The sequence below is a fragment of the Albimonas pacifica genome, from assembly GCF_900113695.1.
In the GTDB taxonomy this organism is placed as follows: Bacteria; Pseudomonadota; Alphaproteobacteria; order Rhodobacterales; family Rhodobacteraceae; genus Albimonas; species Albimonas pacifica.
Genome location: NZ_FOQH01000005.1, coordinates 190,666 through 206,301, shown reverse-complemented (window position 1 = coordinate 206,301; position 15,636 = coordinate 190,666). Strand labels below are relative to the sequence as shown.

At 74.1% G+C, this 15,636-nt stretch carries 18 protein-coding genes and 1 riboswitch; of the genes, 13 read left to right on the top strand and 5 right to left on the bottom strand.

Going from position 1 to position 15,636, the window contains the following annotated elements; all coding sequences use genetic code 11:
- Positions 1 to 24 precede the first annotated feature (24 nt).
- Positions 25 to 768, bottom strand: a complete 744-nt coding sequence (gene rpiA, locus BM064_RS12055; RefSeq protein ID WP_092860032.1) for a ribose-5-phosphate isomerase RpiA — start codon at positions 766 to 768, stop codon at positions 25 to 27.
- 269 nt (positions 769 to 1,037) lie between these two features.
- Between rpiA and BM064_RS12050 the strand changes: the two genes are divergently transcribed.
- The 3 genes from BM064_RS12050 (at position 1,038) to BM064_RS12040 (ending at position 4,481) form a co-directional block, all read left to right on the top strand.
- Positions 1,038 to 1,955, top strand: coding sequence for a protein-methionine-sulfoxide reductase heme-binding subunit MsrQ (locus tag BM064_RS12050; protein WP_092860031.1), 918 nt, complete (start codon positions 1,038 to 1,040; stop codon positions 1,953 to 1,955).
- Positions 1,956 to 2,112: 157 nt separating this feature from the next.
- Complete coding sequence (locus tag BM064_RS12045; RefSeq protein WP_092860030.1) at positions 2,113 to 3,339, top strand: MFS transporter; 1,227 nt, start codon at positions 2,113 to 2,115, stop codon at positions 3,337 to 3,339.
- Positions 3,340 to 3,419: 80 nt separating this feature from the next.
- Positions 3,420 to 4,481 carry a dipeptidase gene (locus tag BM064_RS12040; RefSeq protein WP_092860029.1) on the top strand — a complete coding sequence of 354 codons (1,062 nt, stop codon included), beginning with the start codon at positions 3,420 to 3,422 and terminating at the stop codon, positions 4,479 to 4,481.
- Positions 4,482 to 4,985: 504 nt separating this feature from the next.
- On the opposite strand, the gene hspQ is transcribed toward BM064_RS12040, so the two are convergent.
- On the bottom strand, positions 4,986 to 5,327 hold the full coding sequence (gene hspQ, locus BM064_RS12035; RefSeq protein ID WP_092860028.1) for a heat shock protein HspQ: 342 nt from the start codon (positions 5,325 to 5,327) through the stop codon (positions 4,986 to 4,988).
- Positions 5,328 to 5,550: 223 nt separating this feature from the next.
- On the opposite strand from hspQ, the gene BM064_RS12030 reads away from it, so the two are divergent.
- Positions 5,551 to 6,447 carry an AEC family transporter gene (locus tag BM064_RS12030; protein WP_092860027.1) on the top strand — a complete coding sequence of 299 codons (897 nt, stop codon included), beginning with the start codon at positions 5,551 to 5,553 and terminating at the stop codon, positions 6,445 to 6,447.
- Between the two features lie 93 nt (positions 6,448 to 6,540).
- A complete protein-coding gene (locus tag BM064_RS12025) occupies positions 6,541 to 7,116 on the top strand; it encodes a transglycosylase SLT domain-containing protein (RefSeq protein ID WP_092860343.1) in 576 nt (191 codons plus the stop codon).
- Between the two features lie 32 nt (positions 7,117 to 7,148).
- Here BM064_RS12025 and BM064_RS12020 read toward each other — a convergent pair whose 3' ends face one another.
- Positions 7,149 to 7,766, bottom strand: coding sequence for a response regulator transcription factor (locus BM064_RS12020; RefSeq protein WP_092860026.1), 618 nt, complete (start codon positions 7,764 to 7,766; stop codon positions 7,149 to 7,151).
- Positions 7,767 to 7,900: 134 nt separating this feature from the next.
- The gene (locus BM064_RS12015) at positions 7,901 to 8,395 is read right to left on the bottom strand and encodes a globin domain-containing protein (protein ID WP_092860025.1); all 495 of its coding nucleotides are present in this window, start codon (positions 8,393 to 8,395) and stop codon (positions 7,901 to 7,903) included.
- A gap of 412 nt (positions 8,396 to 8,807) precedes the next feature.
- On the opposite strand from BM064_RS12015, the gene BM064_RS12010 reads away from it, so the two are divergent.
- The 4 genes from BM064_RS12010 (at position 8,808) to thiD (ending at position 12,194) form a co-directional block, all read left to right on the top strand.
- Positions 8,808 to 9,719, top strand: coding sequence for a MurR/RpiR family transcriptional regulator (locus BM064_RS12010; protein WP_177236229.1), 912 nt, complete (start codon positions 8,808 to 8,810; stop codon positions 9,717 to 9,719).
- 45 nt (positions 9,720 to 9,764) lie between these two features.
- A riboswitch (TPP riboswitch) is annotated at positions 9,765 to 9,856 on the top strand.
- Between the two features lie 51 nt (positions 9,857 to 9,907).
- On the top strand, positions 9,908 to 10,714 hold the full coding sequence (thiM, locus tag BM064_RS12005; protein ID WP_092860023.1) for a hydroxyethylthiazole kinase: 807 nt from the start codon (positions 9,908 to 9,910) through the stop codon (positions 10,712 to 10,714).
- Positions 10,711 to 11,385 (top strand): thiamine phosphate synthase, encoded by a 675-nt coding sequence (gene thiE, locus BM064_RS12000; RefSeq protein WP_092860022.1) that lies wholly within the window; start codon positions 10,711 to 10,713, stop codon positions 11,383 to 11,385. Before thiM ends, thiE begins: the two co-directional genes overlap by 4 nt.
- Entirely contained in the window at positions 11,382 to 12,194 is an 813-nt protein-coding gene (thiD, locus tag BM064_RS11995; RefSeq protein WP_092860021.1) for a bifunctional hydroxymethylpyrimidine kinase/phosphomethylpyrimidine kinase, read from the top strand. The genes thiE and thiD overlap by 4 nt, the downstream gene beginning before the upstream one ends.
- A 100-nt stretch (positions 12,195 to 12,294) precedes the next feature.
- Here the strand turns inward: thiD and BM064_RS11990 are convergent, their stop codons facing one another.
- A complete protein-coding gene (locus BM064_RS11990; RefSeq protein WP_092860020.1) occupies positions 12,295 to 12,615 on the bottom strand; it encodes a DUF1476 domain-containing protein in 321 nt (106 codons plus the stop codon).
- Positions 12,616 to 12,813: 198 nt separating this feature from the next.
- Between BM064_RS11990 and purC the strand changes: the two genes are divergently transcribed.
- The 4 genes from purC to purQ all read left to right on the top strand — a co-directional run bounded on the left by purC (position 12,814) and on the right by purQ (position 15,623).
- On the top strand, positions 12,814 to 13,578 hold the full coding sequence (gene purC, locus BM064_RS11985) for a phosphoribosylaminoimidazolesuccinocarboxamide synthase (protein WP_092860019.1): 765 nt from the start codon (positions 12,814 to 12,816) through the stop codon (positions 13,576 to 13,578).
- 182 nt (positions 13,579 to 13,760) lie between these two features.
- Positions 13,761 to 14,525: a DsbA family protein gene (locus tag BM064_RS28340; RefSeq protein ID WP_092860018.1), complete on the top strand. Its 765-nt coding sequence runs from the start codon at positions 13,761 to 13,763 to the stop codon at positions 14,523 to 14,525.
- Positions 14,526 to 14,709: 184 nt separating this feature from the next.
- A complete protein-coding gene (gene purS, locus BM064_RS11975; protein ID WP_092860017.1) occupies positions 14,710 to 14,949 on the top strand; it encodes a phosphoribosylformylglycinamidine synthase subunit PurS in 240 nt (79 codons plus the stop codon).
- Positions 14,949 to 15,623 (top strand): phosphoribosylformylglycinamidine synthase subunit PurQ, encoded by a 675-nt coding sequence (gene purQ, locus BM064_RS11970; RefSeq protein WP_092860016.1) that lies wholly within the window; start codon positions 14,949 to 14,951, stop codon positions 15,621 to 15,623. The genes purS and purQ overlap by 1 nt, the downstream gene beginning before the upstream one ends.
- Positions 15,624 to 15,636 lie beyond the last annotated feature (13 nt).

Genomic DNA, 15,636 nt, shown 5'->3' with positions numbered 1-15,636 from the left:
TCACGCGCGCGCCAGCGGAGCCGCTCAGACGAAGTCGTCCTCGTCCTCTTCCTCGTCGTCGATCTCCAGGACCTCGACGCCGCCGTCCTCGTAGCCGACGATCACCCGGTCGCAGATGTCGATGAACAGGCCCGTCTCCACCACGCCGGGAATGGCGTTGAGCTGGGCGGCGAGCTCGTCGGCGTCGCCGATCCGCTTCAGCCGGCAGTCGATGATGAAGTTGCCGCAGTCGGTGACGAAGGGCTCGTCCCCGTCCATGCGCAGGGTGGTCAGGGTGCCGGCGACGTCCATGTCCTCCAGCGTCTCCTCGACGATGGCCTTGGTCGTCTCCCAGCCGAAGGTCACGATCTCGACCGGCAGCGGGAACGCGCCCAGATGCTCCACCTGCTTGGACTGGTCGGCGATCACCACCATCCGGTCCGAGGCGGTGGCCACGATCTTCTCCTGCAGCAGCGCGCCGCCGCCGCCCTTGATCAGGTTCAGGTCGGGATCGAACTCGTCGGCGCCGTCGACCGTCAGGTCCAGCCAGCCGGCCTCGTCCAACGTGACCACCTTCAGCCCCGCCGACTCCGCCTGGCGCGCGGTGCGCAGACTGGTGGCGACGCAGGTCAGGTCCAGCCCCTCCGCCCGGGCGCGCTCGCCCAGCAGGTCGACGAACCATTTCGCGGTCGAGCCGGTGCCCAGGCCCAGCCGCATGCCGTCCCGCACCAGGTCGAGGGCGGCCTTCGCGGCGGCCCGCTTCGCGATTTCCGAGCGGTCGAGACCCATGGCGCCCTCCTGTGCGTTGCCCCGGCGCCGGGGGGCCGGAGGCTCCCGGACGGCGCAGGAGCGGACGGCCCACGTCGGGCCGTCGACTCGCGCCACCCTCTAGCGCGGATCGCGCCCCGAAACCACCGCCCGCGAACGCGCGCGGTGGGCCTCCGCCCGGCCGACATTTTCGTGATCGGGGAGGCGCCCGGAGCCGATCCGCCGTAACTGAGTCTTCAAGGCCGCCCGTCCCCGCGCCGGACGGGCCCGAGCGAGGAAGAGGACGCCCCATGACCCCTGCCGCCGCCGCACGACCCGACGCCTGGCGACGGATGGCCGGCGACTGGTCCCCCTGGCACGACCGGGGCGGCCGGCTGTCGCCCCTGCGCGGCGGCGTCTTCGCGCTGGCCCTCGCCCCCGGCCTGTGGCTGGCGCTCGCCCTCGCCGGCGCCTTCGGGCCCCTGGCGCTCGGCGCCGAGCCGATCCACGAGGCCGAGCACCTCACCGGCCTCTGGGCGCTGCGCTTCCTGCTGCTGTCGCTGGCGCTGACGCCGCTGCGTCGAATCACCGGCTGGGGACGGCTTGCGCAGGTGCGGCGGATGATCGGCCTGACCGCCTTCGCCTACGCCGCCGCCCATTTCGGCCTCTACGCGGTCGAGCAGCAGCTCCAGCCCCTGCGCATCGCCTCCGAGATCGTGCAGCGCCTCTACCTCGCCATCGGCTTCACGGCGCTGCTGGCCTTCGCCGCGCTGGCCGCCACCTCCTTCGACCGGGCGATCCGGCGCCTCGGCGCGAACTGGCGCCGCCTGCATCGGCTGGCCTACGCGATCGCCGTCCTCGGCCTCGCCCACTACGCCCTGCAGGAGAAGCTGGACGTGGCCGAGCCCGCCTTCCTCTTCGGCCTCTTCGCAGCCCTCATGCTGCACCGGACGCCGCTGGGCCTCGCCCCCGGCCGCGCCTTCCCCGAGGCGCGGATCCTCGGCGCGGCGATCCTCGCCGCCGCGCTGACCGCCTTCTCGGAATACGCCTGGCACGCGACGCTCACCGGCCTGCCCGCAGAGCGGATCCTCGCGGCCAACCTCGACCTCGCAGCCGGCCGCCCCGCGGTCCTGGTCCTCGCCGCCGCCGCGATCCCGGCGCTGATCCCCCTCGGCCGCCGCCTGCTCTCCCTCGCCCGCCCCCGCGAGATCGCGCACGAGGCGCGCTGACCCCGGCCGCCGCGCGGTCCCCGGCGCGCTCGCCCACGCCCCACCGGCCGCTTTGCCGCGGCCGGCGTCGCCGCGCCCCCTTCCCTCCCGCCGCGCTTCCCGTCACTGATGTCTCCCGGACGGCGAGGGGCCGCCCGCCCGGCCGGACCGACGACCCATGACGATGCACCAGAAGGCGGAGACCAGCCGCGCCCCCGACGGCGCGCCGCCGCCCGACCGCCTCGCCGTCGCGGTGATCTCGCTGGGCCAGCTCCTCGCGTGGTCGGCCCTCTACTATACCTTCCCCGCTCTGCTGCCGCGGTTCGAGGCCGAGTTCGCCGCCGCCGCCGTGCCCGCCTCGCTCGCCATGACCCTGTCGCTCGCCACCATGGCCTGCCTCGCGCCCACCTCGGGGCGCTGGGTGGACCGGGGCCGGGCGCCCTGGACCATGCCCGCGGGCGCCTTGCTCGGGGCGCTGGGCCTCTGCCTGGTGGCGCTCGCCGCGGCCAAGCCGCTGTTCCTGCTGGGCTGGGCCGTGGTCGGCGCGGGCTCGGCCTTCTGCCTCTACGAGCCCTGCTTCGCCCTGCTCACCCGCGCCCGCGGCCTCTCGGCCCGGCGCGCCATCGCGGCCGTCACCCTGACCGCGGGCTTCGCGACCCTCGTCTCCTTCCCCGCCAACGCCGCCCTCGAGGCCGCCTTCGGCTGGCGCGGCGCGGCGCTCGGCATGGCCGGGGTCGCCGCCCTGCTCGCCGCGCCCCTCCTCGCCTGGTCCGCCCGGCGGATCGAGCGCGAGGCGCCGCCGCGCGCGCCCGGCGCCCCCGTCTCCCGGGGGCTGAGCGTGCTGACCGCCCTGCGCCGCCCCGGCGTCGCGCGGATCGTGGCGGCCTTCCTGGGGGCCTCGGTCGCCCATGGCATCGTCGCGGCCCACATGCTGCCGCTGCTCGCGGCCCAGGGCGTGCCCCAGGCGATCGCGATCAGCGTGGCGGCGGCGGTGGGGCCGATGCAGGTGGTGGGGCGGATCGCCCTGATCGCCTCGCCTCCCGGCTGGCCGCCGCGTCGGCTCGCGACCGCCTCGCTGACCGGGCTCGCGCTCGCCTCCGTCGCCCTGCTCTCGGCGGGCTGGGGGCTCGGCCTCGCCGGCGCGGCGCTGTTCGTGGCCCTGCAGGGGATCAGCATCGGAACCGTCACCATCCTGCGCCCGGTGGTGCTGGCCGAGACCTCGGGCACCGGCGACTACGGCTCCGTCTCCGGCGCCGCGGCGCTCGCCTGGATCGCGGGCATGGCCGCCTCGCCGTCCCTGGGCGGCGCGCTGCGCGCGCTCGGCGGGGCGGAGGCGACGCTTCTCGCGACCCTGCTCCTCTCCCTCTCCGGCGCGCTGCTGCTCATGCCGCTGCGCCGCGGCTGACGGCGCGGTTTCCACCGCCTGCGTTCCGCCCTAGGCTCCCCCCGCGCAGGTCCGCGCGCCCCCCTCCCGAGGAGCCCTCCATGTCCGCCACCCCTCCCGTCTTCGACGGCCACAACGACGTGCTTCTGAAGCTCTGGCGCGCGGAGGAGGGCGGCCAGTCGCCGGAGGACCTGTTCATCGAGGGCTGCGGCGGCCATCTCGACCTGCCCCGGATCCAGGCGGGGGGGCTCGGCGGCGGCTTCTTCGCCTGCTTCGCGCCCAACGACGACTTCTCGATGGGCTTCGGGCGCGACGACGACCCCAACGGCTACTCCGTCCCCCTGCCCGACGACCTTCCCCGCTCCCGCGCGCTGGAGATCACGATGGCCGAGGCCGGCATCCTGCTGCGCCTGCAGGCCCGCGGCGCCCTGAGCGTGGTGCGGACCGCCGCCGAGATCGAGACCTGCCTCGCCGAAGGCCGCGTCGCCGCGATCCTGCACATCGAGGGGGCCGAGGCGATCGACCCCGAGCTGCGCGTGCTCGACGTGCTCGAGGCCGCGGGCCTGCGCTCGCTGGGGCCGGTATGGAGCCGCAACAACATCTTCGCCCACGGCGCGCCGTTCCGCTTCCCGTCTACGCCCGACACCGGCCCGGGCCTGACCGAGCTCGGCCGGGAACTGGTGCGCGAGTGCGACCGGCGCGGGATCATGATCGACCTGTCCCACATCACCGAGACCGGCTTCTGGGACGTGGCCGAGGTCTCGAGCAAGCCGCTCGTCGCCACCCACTCCAACGCCCACGCGATCTGCCCCCACGCGCGCAACCTCACCGACCGCCAGCTCGACGCGATCCGCGAACGCGACGGGATGGTGGGCGTGAACCTCGCAACCGGCTTCCTGCGCCCCGACGGGCGGATGGCTGAGATGGAGACGCTCGACCCCCTGATCGCCCACTTCGCCTACCTGGTGGAGCGGGTGGGCGAGGACCGCGTCGGCCTCGGTTCCGACTTCGACGGGGCCCGCATCCCCTCCCCGATCCGCGACGCCGCCGGCCTGCCCGCGCTGCGCGAGGCGCTGGAAGCGGCGGGGATGGGGGGCGAGCTGCTCGAGAAGCTGTGCTGGAAGAACTGGACCCGGGTGCTGCGGGCGACCTGGGGCGCCTGAGGCGACCGGCGGGGACGAGAGCGATCGCGCCCTTGCGGGCGCGGGCGGTCTACAGGCGCCCTGCGGGCGGGCTTGGCTGCGGGGCGCCTGCGGACAGGTCGCGACGGATTGGGGAGGAGGGAGCCTCCGGCGGGCTCCTGACTCACCCAAGAACAATGCGCCCGCGCCTGTCCTCCGGATCCGTCTCTCGCTTGCGATGCCTGAGCGACTCGCCCCCTCCGGTCAAGGACGAGCCCCGCTCCGCGGGGTCGCTTCGCGATCCTTGACCGGAGGGGGCGAGTCGCTCTGGTCGGCATCCGCGAGAGACGGCTCCGGAGAACAGGCGCTTCCGGCGGGGCCACGCGGCAGGCGTCGCGGGCGCGCGATCGGCGGGCGGGGCATCGGTTGGACCGTCGGCGGAGCGATGGCGGTGGCGATGCTCTGGGCGGCAAGACGAAAGCGCCCCCGGACCGGGGGGTCGGGGGCGCTGCATCCTGTCGACCCCGTCGCCGAGGCGCGGATCGGTCAGTGGGTCTGGATCGAGGCGATCTCGTACTGGCCGCCGTCGAGCTCGCCGAACAGCTCGTGGACCTGCGGATGCTCCACCGGGTCGCCGGTGTCGTCAGGCAGCAGGTTCTGCTCGGAGACGTAGGCGTGGTAGTAGCTCGTCTCGTTCTCGGCCAGCAGGTGGTAGAAGGGCTGGTCCTTGATCGGGCGGCTCTCCTCCGGGATCGCCTGCCACCACTCCTCGGTGTTCGCGAACTCGGGATCCACGTCGAAGACCACGCCGCGGAAAGGGTGGATGCGATGGCGCACCACCTGCCCGATGCGGAACTTGGCTTCGCGATGCATGAGGCTGTGGGCCATGCGCGTCCCCGGCGTCTTGCGAGTCTCTTGGGCGTGATTGTCCATCCCGAAACCTAGGAAATCGTTCACGGCCTGTCCAGAGCGGCGCCGCAACGCAACATCCCGCGGGGCGCGCGCATCGACGCCCGCGCCCGCGCGTGCTACCGCGGATTCACGCCCCCGACGACGGCTCCAGCGCCCGCCTGGAGCGCGCCGCCGGCCTGGACGAGGGAGCATTCCGCCGATGGACATCGCAATCCAGGTGCTCGAGATCGTGGCCCCGGTGTTCCTGCTGGGCCTCGTGGGCTTCGGATGGGTGAAGGCCGGGCACGACTACCGCGTCGATTTCGTCACCCGGATGAGCTTCTCGATCTCGGTGCCCGCGCTGCTCTTCACCGCGCTCGCCAAGGCCGAGCTCGATCCCGACGCCTTCGCCCGCCTCGCCGGCGCCTCGCTGATCGCCTACCTGGCCGCGGGCCTTGGCCTGTGGGCGATGCTGCGCGCCGCGGGCCTGTCGACGCGCACCTGGCTCGCGCCGCTGACCTTCGGCAACACCGGCAACGTCGGCATCCCCGTCGCCATGTTCGCCTTCGGCGAGACCGGCCTCGCGCAGGCCGCGGTGATCTTCGCGGTGATGGCCTGCCTGAGCTTCACGGCGGGGGTCTGGATCGTCTCCGGCGGCGGCTCGCCGAAGGAGGCCGCCAAGCAGCCGATCTTCTACGGCGCGGCGCTGGGCCTCGTCTTCGCCCTGACCGGCTGGGAGCTGCCCCTGTTCCTGATGCGCTCGCTCGAGCTTGCGGGGCAGATGGCGATCCCGCTGATGCTGGTCACGCTCGGCGTCTCGGTCGCGCGGCTGACCGTCAGCGGCGTGGGGCCGGCGATCGTGCTCTCGCTGCTGCGCATTGCGGTCTGCGGGGCGGCCGGCTGGCTCGGCGCCTGGGCGCTGGGGGTGGACCTGTCGGGGACCCATGCGCTGATCCTGCAGATGATCATGCCGATCGCCGTCACCTCCTACCTGATGGCCGAGCGCTACGCCGCCGAGCCCGAGCGGGTGGCCGGCGCCGTCGTCGTCTCGACCCTGGTGGCGGTGCTGACCATCCCGATCGCGCTGGCGCTGATGCTCCCTGACGCCGGGATCTGAACGACGCGCTTCAACGTCGGCCCGCAATGCGCTATATTGGCTTGCAATAACGAGCAGACGACCCAACCGACCGAAACAGGCGGACCCGACATGATGGCGCGCATCACGGCCGCGTCGCTCCTGGCGCTGGGGATCCTTTCCGGCTGCGCGAGCGATTCCCAACCCGACAACGTCGAGAACGCCTGCGCGATCTTCGACGACCGCCCCCACTGGGAGCGGGCGATCCTGCGCGCCGAGCGCAAGTGGAACGCCCCCGCCCACGTGGCCATGGCGATCATCTGGAAGGAGAGCTCGTTCCGCGACGACGCGGCGCCGCCCAAGAAGTACATCCTTGGCTTCATTCCCAACGGCCGCATCTCCTCGGCCTACGGGTTCAGCCAGGCCATCGACGGCACCTGGGACTGGTACAAGAAGGAGACCGGCAACAGCGGCGCCGACCGGGACGACTTCGACGACGCCTCCGACTTCGTGGGCTGGTACATGGCCAAGAGCAACCGGCTCGACGGAATCCCCATGACCGACGCCTACAACCAGTACCTCGCCTATCACGAGGGCCACGCCGGCTATCGCAGCGGGCGCTGGAAGAACAAGGAATGGCTGCGCCGCGTCGCCTCCGAGGTGCACCGCAAGTCGCTGGAATACGAGCGCCACATCGCCGTCTGCACCTGACCGGGCGCCCTGAGGCGCCCCACGCGCGCGTCTCAGGCGATCCCCGCCTCCCGCCCCAGCATCGCCGCCTGGGTCCGGTTTCGTGCGTCCAGCTTCCGGCACAGCGTCTTCACGTGCAGCTTCACCGTCACCTCCTGAAGCGCCAGCTCCCGCGCGATCTCCTTGTTGGACAGCCCCCGGCACAGCCCGCCGAGCACCTGGCGCTCCCGCTCCGAGAGCTTGTCCTCCAGCGGATGCGCCTCCGCCTCGGGCTCGGGCGCGGTCATGAAGGCGACGGGAGCGTAGATCTCCCCCGCCAGCATGAACCGCACCGCATGCACCAGCGAGGCGGCGGCGATGGTCTTGGGCAGGAAGCCCGCCGCGCCCGCGTCCAGCGCGTCGCGCGCCACCTGGCGGCTGGCCGCGCCGGACATCAGCGCGACCGGCTTGCCCGCATTCAGCGACAGCGCCCGGCCCAGACCCTCCAGCCCGTCCATCCCCGGCATCTCGTAGTCCAGCAGCACCAGGTCGAACGGGCCGTCGCCTTCGATCCGGCCGACGGCCTCGGTCAGGCTTTCGGCCGCGGCGATCTGCAGGTCGGGCTCGCGCGAGAGGAACGCGCTCAGCGCGTCGCGCACCAGGGCGTGGTCGTCGGCGATCAGCAGGCGCATGCGGCGCGGCCTCCGTCCTCTTGCCCGCCGGGGCGGGAGAAGCCGAAGGCGGCGGAGGGGTCTGCGCCGTCATGGGCCATGGCTCTGCTCCGGGCGGATAGGGAATCAGCTCCCGGCAGAAGACCCGAAGACCGTTAGCTTTCCGTGTCCGGACCGCCGGCCCGGCCCTCGGCGGCCGCCGCCGCGCCCGGGGCCCGCAGGCCGGCGCCGCCGACCTCCGGATAGGCGGCCGCGATCATGCGGCGGGCGAGATGGTCGTAGGCCGCGACCCAGGCCAGGCGCGCCTGCGGCGTGAACCCGCCGCCCAGGTGCCGCTCCAGCATCCAGATCAGCGCCCGCCCGACCGCGGCGTAATCCTCCGGGCGCACGCCGTAGTCCACGTGGCGGCGCGCCAGCGCCTCGACCGGCTCGACCAGCGCCTCAGGCCGGTCCAGCGCCTCGATCACATAGGCCAGCGTCTCGGTCAGCTTGCGGCCCTGCTCGGTCGGATCGCCCGAGAACAGCGCCCGGCTCTCGGGCGCGATCTGGAACAGCCGGCCGTAGAACAGCCCCGCCGCCAGATCCCGCGCGGCGTAGACCGGCGCCCAGCTGCCCCGGATCGCCGCGATCTGCTCGTCGTCGAGCCCCATGCCGTCCTCCGCTGAAGCCGCGCCGACATCCTAGCCCATCGCCGCGCCCCGTCGAGCGCGACCGGACGTCCCCGCTTCGCGAGGTCGCTGCACCGCCAGGCATGGGGGACGTCGGCACGCGGAGGGATCCAGAGGCGCCGGGCGTGGGGACGCCCGGCGCCGATCCCGCGGGCGGGCGCGCTCCAGGATCCGGGGAGATCCTGACGGCCGGGGAGCCGTCGCGCGTCCCGCCTCGCATGCGCCCTGCAAGCTACGCGGGCGCGCAGACCCCGGGGAAAGCCACGAGGTCGGCGGACCGGACCGTCTGGGGAGGCGGCCGGGCCGTTCGGGGTCTGCGATTCGGGGCAGGTCTGGGAGTCCGCCTCGAACCTTGCAAGGAACATGAAACTGATCTTTCATCCCGTCAATGGGAATGAAATCAGCATTTCAGGGCGAATCGCCCAAGCCGACTCGCGCCTCGCGCGAGACGGCGGAGTCCGCCTCCGAGGCGTCGCTGATCCAGCGCATCCACCGCGTCTACGCCGCCCTGCCCGACGGGGAGCGGCGCGCGGTCGATCTGGTGCTCGAGGGGCCGGGCGAGCTGGCGCTCTGGCCGGCGACCGAGCTCGCGGCGCGGGCCGGCGTCTCCGCGCCCACCGTCTCGCGCCTGTTCCGTCGGCTGGGCTACGCCTCCTACGACGAGGCCCGCCGCGCCTCCCGGGCGTTGCGCGCCTCGGGCTCGCCGCTCTACCGGGCCGATCCGGCGACGGGGGACTGCGCGGCCGACGGGGTGATCGCACGCCATCGCGCGGCGGAGATCGCGGCGATCGAGGCGACCTTCTCCCGCCTCGACCCCCGCCGGATCACCGCCGCCGCCCACCGGCTCGCCACCGCCCCGCGGATGCGGGCGGTGGGGTTCCGCAACAGCTACTTCGTGGCGGAATACGCGCGGATGCTGTTCAGCCAGATCCGCCCCGACGTGCAGCTCCTGAACTGGAACGGGCAGACCGCGGCCGAATCGCTGGGCGACGTCGGACCCGAGGACGCCGTGCTGCTGGTCGACCTGCGGCGCCGGCCCGCCGGCTTCGCCGCCTTCGCCAGGGCGCTGGTGGGCGCCGGGGCCGACGTCGTGTCGATCTCCGACGCGGCGCCCCGGGGCGAGCCTCGGCCGAAGTGGACGTTCGCCTGCGCGGTGAACACGCCGCAGACCTTCGACGCCCCCGGCCCCGCCTTCGCCCTGGTGCGCCTGCTGGCCTCGGAGGCGATGCTGCGCCTCGGCCCCGCCGCCCGCCGGCGCATCGAGCGGATCGAGGGCCTGCACGAGTCGCTCGCCGACCTGTCCTGAGCGGCGCCCCTTGCAACGGCCCGCAGCCGCGGTCTAGCGTCCGCGCAGACGCGACAGGGGCGCCCCCGCGGGGCTGAGACGCACCCTTCGAACCTGATCCGGATCGTGCCGGCGGAGGGAGTCGCGACGGGACCGCCCCCCGCGCCTCCCGCCGCGTCCTCCCCCGCCGAACCCAGGGAGGACCGACCATGACGCAGACCGCCCCGATCTCGCCCGGCGCTCGCCTCGCCGCGATGCGCGCGGCCGCGCCCCTGATCCACAACATCACCAACTACGTGGCGATGAACGTGATGGCCAACGTGCTGCTGGCCGCCGGCGCCTCGCCCGCCATGGTCCACGCGCGCGAGGAGGCCGCGGACTTCGCCGCCGTCGCCTCCGCCCTGACGGTCAACATCGGCACGATCTCGCCCCCCTGGGCCGAGGCGATGGAGGCTGCGGCCGCCTCCGCCGTCGCCCATGGCAAGCCCTGGGTCCTCGACCCCGTCGCCGTCTTCGCCTCCGGCTACCGCAGCGGAGCCTGCACGCGCCTCCTGGACCTGCGGCCCACCGCGATCCGCGGCAACGCCTCCGAGATCCTGGCCCAGTCGGGCGGCGCGGCGGGGGCCAGCGGCGCCGACGCGGGCGACGAGGTCTCGGCCGCAGAGGACGGCGCGCGCGCCCTCGCGCGGCGCAGCGGCGCCGTGGTCGCAGTCACCGGTCCGGTGGATTTCGTGACCGACGGGACCCGCGCCCTGCGGGTGGCGAACGGCCACGGGCTGATGCCGAAGGTCACCGCGCTGGGCTGCTCCCTGACCGGCGTCGTCGCGGCCTTCCTCGCCACCGGCGAGGATCCGCTCGACGCCGCCGCCGCGGCGCTCGCCTTCTACGGCCTCGCCGGCGAGCGGGCGGCGCAGGGCGCGACGGGCCCCGGCGGCTTCGCCGTGGCCTTCCTCGACGCCCTGCACGCGCTGACGCCCGCCGAGCTCGACGCCGGCGCCCGGATCGAGGCCGCATGAGCCGCCCGACCTTCGATCCGCGCCTGAGCCTCGTCACCGACCCTTCGGCCCGCGCCGGCGTGGTCGCGACCGCCGTCGCCGCCGCGCGCGGCGGCGCGGGCCTGATCCAGCTGCGCGACAAGACCGCCCCGGACGCGGAGCTCCGGGCGGCCGCCCGCGCCCTGATCGCGGCCCTCGCGCCCTTTCCCCACGCCCGCCTGCTGGTCAACGACCGCCCCGACCTGGCGGCAGAGGTCGGCGCCCACGGCGCCCATGTCGGCCAGACCGACGCCGAAGTCGCGCAGGCCCGCCGCCTGCTCGGCCCCGACGCGATCCTCGGCCTCTCGATCGAGGATCCCGCCCAGCTCGAAGGCGTGGACTGGTCGGCGATCGACTACGTCGGCGCGGGGCCGGTCTTCGCGACCCCCACCAAGACCGACGCCGCCCCCGCCATCGGCTTCGAAGGCCTCGCCGCCATCGCCGCGCGCTGCCCGGTCCCCGTCCTCGCCATCGGCCGCATGTCGGCCGCCCATGCCCCCGCCGCCCGAGCGGCGGGGGCGGCCGGCCTCGCCGTCGTCTCCGCCCTCTGCGCCGCCGAGGATCCGCTGGCCGAGGCCCGCGCCCTCCTCGACGCCTGGGAGGCCGGCCCGCCCCCCGAAGGCCCGCCCCCCGAAGGAAAGTCCCGCCCATGACCCGCGCCGTGCCCAACATCCTGTCGATCGCCGGCTCCGACCCGTCCGGCGGCGCCGGGATCCAGGCCGACCTGAAGGCGATCTCGGCCAACGGCGGCTACGCCATGGCCGCGCTGACCGGCCTGACCGTGCAGAACACCCGCGGCGTGCGGGAGGTGCAGATGCTCCCCCCCGCCTTCGTCGCGGCCCAGGTCGAGGCGGTCTTCGACGACGTCCCCGTGGACGCGGTGAAGCTGGGCATGCTCGGCGACCCGCAGGTGGTCGAGGCGGTGGCCGCCGTCCTCGCCGCCCGCCGCCCGCCCGTCACGGTGCTCGACCCGGTGATGGTCGCAAAGGGGGGCCACCGCCTGCTCGCGCCCGAGGCGGAGGCCGCGATGCGCACGCTGCTGCCCCTCGCCGACGTGCTGACCCCGAACCTGCCCGAGGCCGCCGTCCTCCTCGGCGCCCCCGAGATCGTCTCGGAGGCGGAGATGTCGGCGACCGCGCGCGCCCTGCTCGCCCTCGGGCCCAGGGCGGTGCTCCTGAAGGGCGGGCACCTGCCCGGCGACCGCCCCAGCCCCGACCTGCTAGCCTGGGAGGGGGGCGAGCTCCTGCTCGAGGGTCCGCGCATCGTCACCCGCAACGCCCATGGCGCGGGCTGCACCCTGTCCTCGGCGCTCGCCACCCAGCTCGCCCTGACCGCCGGCGACCTGCCCGAGGCCGCCCGCCGCGCCAAGGCCTACGTCGCGGCGGCGATGCAGGCGGCAGACGGGCTCGACGCAGGCGGCGGGCACGGTCCGCTCGATCATTTCTTCGCCCTGCGCGGCTGAGCCCCGCGCCAGGCGCCCGGCAGCGAAAAGGGCGGCGCGCCGGCCCGGCGCGCCGCCCCCTGGTCCTGTCGCCGCGGGTCCCGCAGGACCCGCGGGCCGCTCACTCGACCTCGCCCATCACCTGGGCCTTGGCCTCGATCAGCAGCTCGTCCATCTTCGCCCGAAGGCCGTCGGCCGGCAGGTCTCTCGCCTCCAGGTCCGCCTTCACCTTGCGGAAGACGTCGTCGTCGCCCGCCTCCTTGAGATCCTCGACCACGATCGAGCGCGCGTAGTCCGCCGCCGCCTCGCCGTCGAGCCCCATCAGCCCGGCCGCCCACAGCCCCAGCAGCCGGTCCCGCCGGGCCTCGGCGCGGAAGCGCATCTCCTCGTCATGGGCGAACTTGTTCTCGAACGCCCGCTCGCGATCGTCGAAGGTGGTCATCGCGGTCCTCCGCCTGTGCAAATCCGGGCCTCCCCCCGGCGTCTTCTCAAGATAGGGAATCCGCGCCGCGGAACCCAGACCCACGCTCGCCCGCATGGCCGGAAGAATCCTTGCGACAGGTCAAGCGAGCGACTAAACGGCAGTCCCCGGCGCGCGGGATCCTCCCGCGCGCCCGTCGATCTTTTTCCGGGGCTCCCGATGGCGCGACGCAGACTGGTCTACGAAGGCAAGGCGAAGATCCTCTACGAGGGTCCCGAGCCGGGCACGTTGATCCAGCACTTCAAGGACGACGCCACCGCTTTCAACGCCGAGAAGAAGGACGTCATCGACGGCAAGGGGGTGCTCAACAACCGCATCTCCGAGCACATCATGACCGGCCTCAACGAGATCGGCGTCCCCACCCACTTCATCCGCCGCCTCAACATGCGCGAGCAGCTGATCCGCGCGGTGGAGATCATCCCGCTCGAAGTCGTGGTGCGCAACATCGCCGCCGGCAGCCTCGCCAAGCGGCTGGGGCTGGAGGAGGGCATGCACCTCCCCCGCCCGATTATCGAGTTCTACTACAAGGACGACAAGCTCGGCGACCCGATGGTCACCGAGGAGCATATCGCGGCCTTCAACTGGGCCTCCCAGCAGGACGTCGACGACATCATCGCCCTGGCCTTGCGGGTGAACGACTTCCTCTCTGGCATGATGCTCGGCGTCGGGATCCGGCTGGTCGACTTCAAGATCGAGTGCGGGCGCATCTACGAGGGCGACTACCAGCGCGTGATCGTGGCCGACGAGATCAGCCCGGATTCGTGCCGCCTGTGGGACGTGAAGACGGGCCAGAAGCTCGACAAGGACGTGTTCCGCAAGGACCTGGGCGATCTCGCCGACGCCTATTCCGAGGTCGCCTCGCGCCTGGGGATAATGCCCCGCCGCCAGGGCCGCGCCGCCGCCGGGCCGAAGCTCGTCCACTGAGCCGCCGGCCCACGCCCGGTCACGAAAGCGCGCCCGCCCCCGGCGGGCGCTTTTCTTTTGCGCCGCCCGCGGCGAGGATCGCGCCCTCCCGCCCCCGCGCGCCCCGCGCGCCCTCCCCGCCCGCCATCCCCGCCGCCGGCGCGCCGCCGCACCGCGCCCCATCGCCCGGAGGCCGCCGCCCGATGACGCCCCGAACGCTCGCCGCCGCGGCCCTGGGCGTCGCGCTGATCGTGGTCATGGCCTTCGCCGCGTGGACCGGTCTGCAACGCGCCGCGGGGACGGAGTTCGTCCCCGTCGCCGCCTATCCCGGCTTCCGCCACCTCGCCTCCGGCCCCGGCGGCGCCTCGGCCGGCGGCGCGGCGATGGTCGGCCTCGACGCCGCCGAGCGCCCGGCAGCCCCCGCTCCCGGCGAGCTCTGCGGCCTGATCTGGTCCGCCCCCGGCGTCCCCGCCGAAGGCCCGCCCGAGGCCCGAGACCGGATCGCCGTCTTCTCCGACGCCAACTGCCCTTACTGCCGCCGCCTCGACGAGATCGTGGTCGACCTGGCGGCCGACCGCCCCGACCTGCGCCTCGTCCACCACGAATGGCCGGTGCTGGGCGAGGGCTCCCGCCTCGCCGCGCGCGCCACGCTCGCCGCCGCCGCCCAGGGCGCGGCCGAGCCGATGCGCCGCCGCCTGCTGGCCGCGCGCTTCGTGATCACCCCCGCCTACCTGGCGCAGACCGCAGCCTCGCTCGGCCTCGACCCCGACCGCCTCGCGCAGGACATGGCCGGTCGCCGCACCGACGCCGCGCTCACCGCCACCGCCCGCGCGGCCGAGACGCTGGGCTTCCTCGGCACGCCGGTCGTCGTGATCGGCGGAACCGTCGCCACCGGCGCCGTCTCCCGCGCCACGATCGACCGCCTGCTCGCGGCCGAGGCCGCCCGCCCCGACGCGCCCTGCCGCTGATCCCGGCGCGCCGCCCGCGCCCCGGAGCCCGTGAGGGGGACGGCCGGGCGGGGCGATGCGGAGGCGCAGCCGACGCGAGGGCCGCCCGCGCCGCCCCGCCGCGACCGCCCGCCCGCTTGCCCCGTCGTCCATTCCGCGCTATCGCGCGGCGCAAATCCCCTCAAACGGCCCCGGGAGATCCGCCATGAAGGCCCGCGTCCACGTCTCGCTGAAATCCGGCGTGCTCGACCCGCAGGGCGAGGCGATCCGCCACGCGCTCGGGACCCTCGGCTTCGAGGGCGTCGAGGGCGTCCGCCAGGGCAAGCTGATCGAGCTCGAGCTCGCCCAGACCGATCCCGCCGCCGCCGAGGCCGAAGTGAAGAAGATGTGCGAGGCGCTGCTCGCCAACCCGGTGATCGAATCCTACAAGATCGAGATTGCCTGATGCGCGCCGCGGTCATCGTCTTCCCCGGCTCGAACTGCGACCGGGACATGCAGGTGGCCTTGCAGGCGGTCGCCTCCGCGCCGGTCGAGATGGTCTGGCACAAGGAGACGGCGCTGCCCAGGGGCCTCGACCTCGTGGCCCTGCCCGGCGGCTTCTCCTTCGGCGACCACCTGCGCTGCGGCGCCATCGCGGGCAAGTCGCCGATCATGCGCGCCGTCTCCGACTTCGCCCATGCCGGCGGCCACGTGCTGGGCGTCTGCAACGGCTTCCAGATCCTGACCGAGACCGGCCTGCTGCCCGGCGCGCTCCTGCGCAACGGGAACCTCAAGTTCCTGTGCAAGCCGGTGGCCCTGAGCGTGAAGACCTCGGCCAGCCCGTTCACCTCCGCCTGGAACGCGGGCGACGTGGCGACGATCCCGATCGCCCACCACGACGGCGCCTATGTGGCCGACCCCGACACGCTGGCCGAGCTCGAGGGCGAGGACCGCGTCGCCTTCACCTACGCCCAGGGCGCCCCCAACGGCGCGGTGCACGACATCGCCGGCGTGCTCTCGGCCAACCGCCGGGTGCTTGGCATGATGCCCCACCCCGAGCGGGCGGTGGACCCGGCCCACGGCGGAACCGACGGCGCGCCGCTGTTCCGCAGCCTCGCCGACGCGCTCGTCTCGGCCTGAGCGACGGGCGCCC